The sequence below is a fragment of the Acinetobacter sp. CFCC 11171 genome (assembly GCF_003268405.1).
Lineage (GTDB): Bacteria > Pseudomonadota > Gammaproteobacteria > Pseudomonadales > Moraxellaceae > Acinetobacter > Acinetobacter amyesii.
Genome location: NZ_LQXP01000065.1, coordinates 1 through 5,297, shown reverse-complemented (window position 1 = coordinate 5,297; position 5,297 = coordinate 1). Strand labels below are relative to the sequence as shown.

Sequence of the window (5,297 nt, the reverse complement as noted above, 5' to 3'; positions counted from 1 at the left end):
CTTTTCTTCCCCATCAAAAGCTTGTTCATGTACCAATTGCCCAAAACGGTTATAACTAAATAAATATTCTGCATGGTTTTGATTGATCAGCTTTTGAATACGGCCTTGATTGTCCCATTGGTAGCCAATTTGATGGCGGTTCGCATCTATACGCTGTTCGAGCAAACCCGCAGCATTATAACGGTACTGCGTGCTTAAACCTTTGGTATCCGTATGCTTCAGCAAGCGTCCTTCTTCATCATGTTCAAATTGTTCTTTTAAACCATCAGGATAAACAATTGCTTTAAGCTGGCCTTTGTCTTTTCCCTCTGAACTGTAGATATATTTGACTTGCTGCGCATCAGCAGACTGTTGGGCCGTCAGTGCGCCTTCTTCATCGTATTCCCATGCGCTTTCTTTACCTGAACAATCGCTATATGCGGTCATTTGCCCCAAATCATTGTATTGAATTTTTTTAGCGCCGCCTTTGGCATCAATGATTTCTACAACTTGATTATCGTTGTTGTATTTATACTGCGTGCTATGACCTAAAGGATTAATTTCCTTGGTGACATTACCATCTGCATCGTATTCTTTTTTCCAAATATTCCCTTCTGGATCTTTAGTTTCCGTCAAATTTCCTGCTTCATCATAGGCAAAACGGATGATGCCTCCATTCGGCTGTACAATTTTAATCAGCTGATCTTGCTCGTTATAAACTTGTTCAGTTTCCAAGCCTGCAAAATCAATTTGACGGGTAATGCGTTTTTGACTGTCACGCGATAGCCACTTTTCTCGGCCATCGGCTAAGCGTGTGCGATAAGTAAATCCGTCTAAATCAAAGTAGTAATAGGTTGGCACATCATAGGCATCATACACAGCAACTTGGCGCAGTCTCGGATGCCACTCCAAACGGGTTTTAAAACTACCATCATCTGCCCATTCTGCGATGGCTTTGGCATTCGCCTCTTTAGATTCATAACGGATATTTTGCCCACGACCAGTACGGTCGGTATAGCGAGTCAGCTGATGCGCATCATTATATTCATAGCTTCGCACATGGCCATTTTGATCTACTGCCTTAATTAAATTGCCTTGCGTATCATATTCATAGCGTGAAACTGGCTCTGTTTGCTCATCCACAAAGGCAGCGATAACTTTTACTTGATCATTAAAGGCAAACTTGAGCTGGTGTTTAGCTTTCTTCAATTGAAAATCAATACTTTGTAGATAAGCCTGCTGTTCAAATAGTAAATAACTTAACTCAATTTTTTCATCTGTTTCTTCATTGAATTGCTGAATCAACTGATAGTGCTTTCCACCATTGAAACTATGAAAATGAAAACTCCAAGCTGAACCAAAATTTAGGACTAAGTCTTCATTTTCTAAAGGTTCTACCGTAAAGCCCTCATAAGGTACCGTATAAGCTTCATACAGGATTGACTCAGGCAACTGATGCTTGCGCCCATTACTGTCTATAAATAAGTAGCCATTTTTATTTTGGCTAATGACATTCGAAAAAGGCATCATCCAACGCGCGCCCATCATGCTGCCATCAAACTCATGCATTTGCGAATTATATTGACGGCTGAAGCTAAAGCCCACTTTGGGTAAATAAAAATCGGTATGATTCACCCGCTCAGCACCAATTGAGTAACTAATACTTTTTTTCGAGTTAGAATCAGCACCTTTACAAGGTGGGTTATTTAAAGCATCAGCCTGTAAAGTTAAAAACTCTAAAGTATCCCCTGTCGTATGCTGCTCATGCTCCCCAGTTTGAGTTAAAGGAACGCTAGCACTGGCTTTATTGCCTTGTTTTTTTATGGCTTTTAAGGTTTCTTGTATTAACCAAGCAATACTATATTTTGTACCTGTATTTGCTTGTTGCTGAATTAGGTTCGGTAAAAGCGATTGTGCTTGTTGTGCTTCCAACTGTAAAGATGTGACCCCTGTTGGCTTTTTAAGTTTCGGTATCAAACTAGCAAGCGCACTGGTTTGTGTCAGATCAATCAGCGGTTTCGTCCAGTTACTAAATTGTTCCGTTGGATCTCGTTTTTCGGCAGTTGCGCCAAAATTAATGGTTGGTGATACCAGTCCTGATTTCGTTTCAGTTGCAAAGGCTGAGAGTATGGATATACCCAATGTGCTTGCATCTGAAAGCAAGGTAGGTAATTTAGCTTGTGTTTCAGTCAGGAATTTTTCTATATCCCCTGCCATTTGCGCATTTAAATGCAAAGACATGCGACGGATATCGGCTTCTTTGACTTTACCATTTTGCGGATATAAACATTCAGCCATGAGTCCCAATAAAGGACGTAAAGCCATTCGTACATGAGCTTCGGCTTTGGGTTCTAAGTATAAACCAATCAAGTTCATACAAAGTAAAGCGCCTTGCTGTACTCCTGACTCACCTTGTTTTTGCTCAGTACAAAACAATAGTAAATCTAAGACTGAACCTGAAAGTGCAAAAATATTGGCAACCGTTGGTACATTAGCAAGACTTTTCAACTGCCCTAAGTTGGTATTCCCACATTGCTTTAAATAGTTTTCAATTTGATGTGCAATAAACTTATGATCTTCTGTATGCGTCACACTCTCTAAGTTAAAAATCGCCAGTTCTACGGCTGGCTTATTTATTGTCTGTTGTTCTTTTTGAACATTTTGCTCAGTTGTCATGTAAAAACCTATTACTCAAATTCTAAATATTTAAAACTGTCTTTGACGCTAGCTTTAGCAAACGCTAACCATTGTTCTTTTTCGGTCGTGTAGTTTCGCTATAAGTGAGATAAGGGCTTGAATATTGCTTCCTATCTACCCAATCATCGTCACTGGCAAGGACAGGTATCACTGGTGCAGGTGCAACTTCTGCTACTTTTATTTCAGGCACTTTAGGCACCGCCACGGGTGCAGCTGTCACATTCGCGGGCGTTGCAGAGCCTTCTCGAATGGTTTCTGTATAGGTCAATGCGCGTGTGGAATAAGAAATTTTACGGCCCACAATGTCCTTATCAATGGTTGCTAGTGAGTTCTGAACTGCGGCAGCCGTTGACTCAGAAACAATGCCATTACTCACCCCAAACCCACCTAATGTGCTTGATAATCCTTGTGCACCCTGACCCAAACTTGCCATTTGTGAAGCAGAAAGCCCCAAGTTGAGTTTCGATGAAATTGTAGATAGTGCAGAATTGGTGACTTGGTCTTTAAATTGATTTAACGCTTGTCCACCAATATCTTTTAATGCATTTTTTCCGATATTTTTTAAAGAATCTGCATTTAAATTGAATAAGTTATCTTTAAGCTGTGAAGTTAAATTTTGCCCCAACGAACCCAATGTATTTTGTAAAAAATCCGAAGCACCTGGGACCACTTTTTCCGCCCAATCATAGTTGCGGTTAAAATGACTCGACTGATCCCATGCACTGCGTGGATCTTTGTCAAACTCAACTTTAGCCGGTCCTGGTGCAATACCCGTTACTTGAGCAAAGCCATTGCCGTCTAATTTTCCTGTAACTTGCTTGCCCAAAGCATCAATCACTTTAAATCCAGTTCCGCTAAAGAAATCTTGACCACCATAGCTCTTAAGCAGTTCTAAGGCCCCTTTCATCGGATTAGAAGCAGGAAGTTGTGCAGACTTGCTAGCACTCGATGCTGGTTTAAATAGATGCTGCCCTGCATTTACTTCAAATTTACCGCCTGTCTTAGCAAGAATTCCCGAGCCATTTAAAGTAATTTGGGAAGAAGCTCCTGTGATCACAATCTCTTTCGGACTGCTAATCTCTATTTTGTCCTCAGTAGAAGAAATCGTAATTCCTTTTTTTGCCAAAATATCCAAAGCATCAGACTGTGCCTGAATTTCGACTTTACTTTGCGCTGCTATTGCTTTAATACCACCTTGAGCAGCAAATAAGCTAACCTTACCTAAAGCTTGTCCCACAATATTTTTTTGCGTACTCAGGTTAATGCTATCACCGGCAATTTGGTTGATCATACCGGTTGCTGATAAATGAATATCCTCTGGTGTACTGAGCGCAATACCATCCACTGAGTTGAGTAAAAGAATGGCTTTTTTAAATTTAGCAATGTCTTTTTCTATTTCACTGGCAAAAGCCTTTAGTTGTTCAACAGATTCAATTTCATCTGTTTTTTGTTGCTTTGCAATATCACTTAAAGACTTACTATTACTATGACTCGTCTCCAGCTGTGTTCTTGCAATCTCTGCATCTAAATGTTCACCATTGGCCTTTTCCTGTTTATAAGTCGACACCAATAAACCTTGTCCAGCTCGTACTGCCCCCCATTGATCGGTCCGCAGCTCAAAACCTTCGCCCCGACTTTCACTCCCTGCCTGTTCTTTAGGATGACTTAAATGTCCTAAGTTCAGTTGTGTTGCACCATGGCTATTTTGCAACTGCGTACTGATTTGTCCCGTGGTATCATCAAAGCGTAATTGACCAAATCCCTCACCGGCTACTTCTTTAGAACGAATTCCCGCGAGTTTTTTTGTATCGGGTAATTGTCCTTTATTGTCAAATTTAGTGGGACTACGCTGCGCTTCATGAATACGACCAACAACAAAAGGTCGGTCAATGTTGCCATCAAAGAAATCAACGACAACTATTTCACCAACTCGAGGTAAGAAGCGCGCTCCATAGCCTTCGCCGGCCCAAGGGGTCAGTACATCGACCCAAGCCGAGTCTGTGTCATTATTGTTCGCACCTGCACCGCCATCATGACCATGATCATCAGAACGGGTAAACAGAAAACGAACTTTTATCCGCCCCCATTCATCAACATGGATTTCTTCACCGGCAGGCCCCACAACTTTGGCACGCTGCGGATGTGTTACTGGTCGATGTGTAAGTGGATTAAATTCAGGGACGGTCGTAATATTTCGACGTTGCAAAGCCAAGGTATTGGCTTGGCGTTCATCCGCATCGCTTTGTTTGACTTGCCACTGACTTTGATGGATCAGTTGTGTAACTTGATCGGTTAAGTCTTTGGGTAAATTATTTTGATTATAAAAAGACTTAGATAAAATCAAAAATTCTTGATCGGCACCACGATGTTGGTCAATCTCTGGATGCTCATCCAATTTGAACCAATAACCAACTTGCGTATCACGTACGGTACTTTTGGCAATAAATTGCTTGGCTTGAGCTGCATAATAATCACTAAAATTTTGATTGAGACGTTCAACTTGAGCACTATTAGAAGCTGTTGCAGCATCTTCACCATTCAGATCTTGCATCCATGCAGGGCTCACATGCCATGCCTGCTCTAAGCTTAAGCTCGCATTATCTTGATTTTGACTATGTAGA

2 protein-coding genes are annotated in these 5,297 nt (G+C 41.1%); both read right to left on the bottom strand.

The features are described 5' to 3' along the window. Positions 1-2,655, bottom strand: a 2,655-nt coding sequence (locus tag AVJ20_RS17550) for an RHS repeat protein (RefSeq protein WP_162689809.1), incomplete at its 3' end; no start/stop codon positions are given. 64 nt (positions 2,656-2,719) lie between these two features. Then, a partial coding sequence (locus AVJ20_RS17545) for a DUF2345 domain-containing protein (RefSeq protein ID WP_111886102.1) occupies positions 2,720-5,297 on the bottom strand: 2,578 nt, incomplete at its 5' end.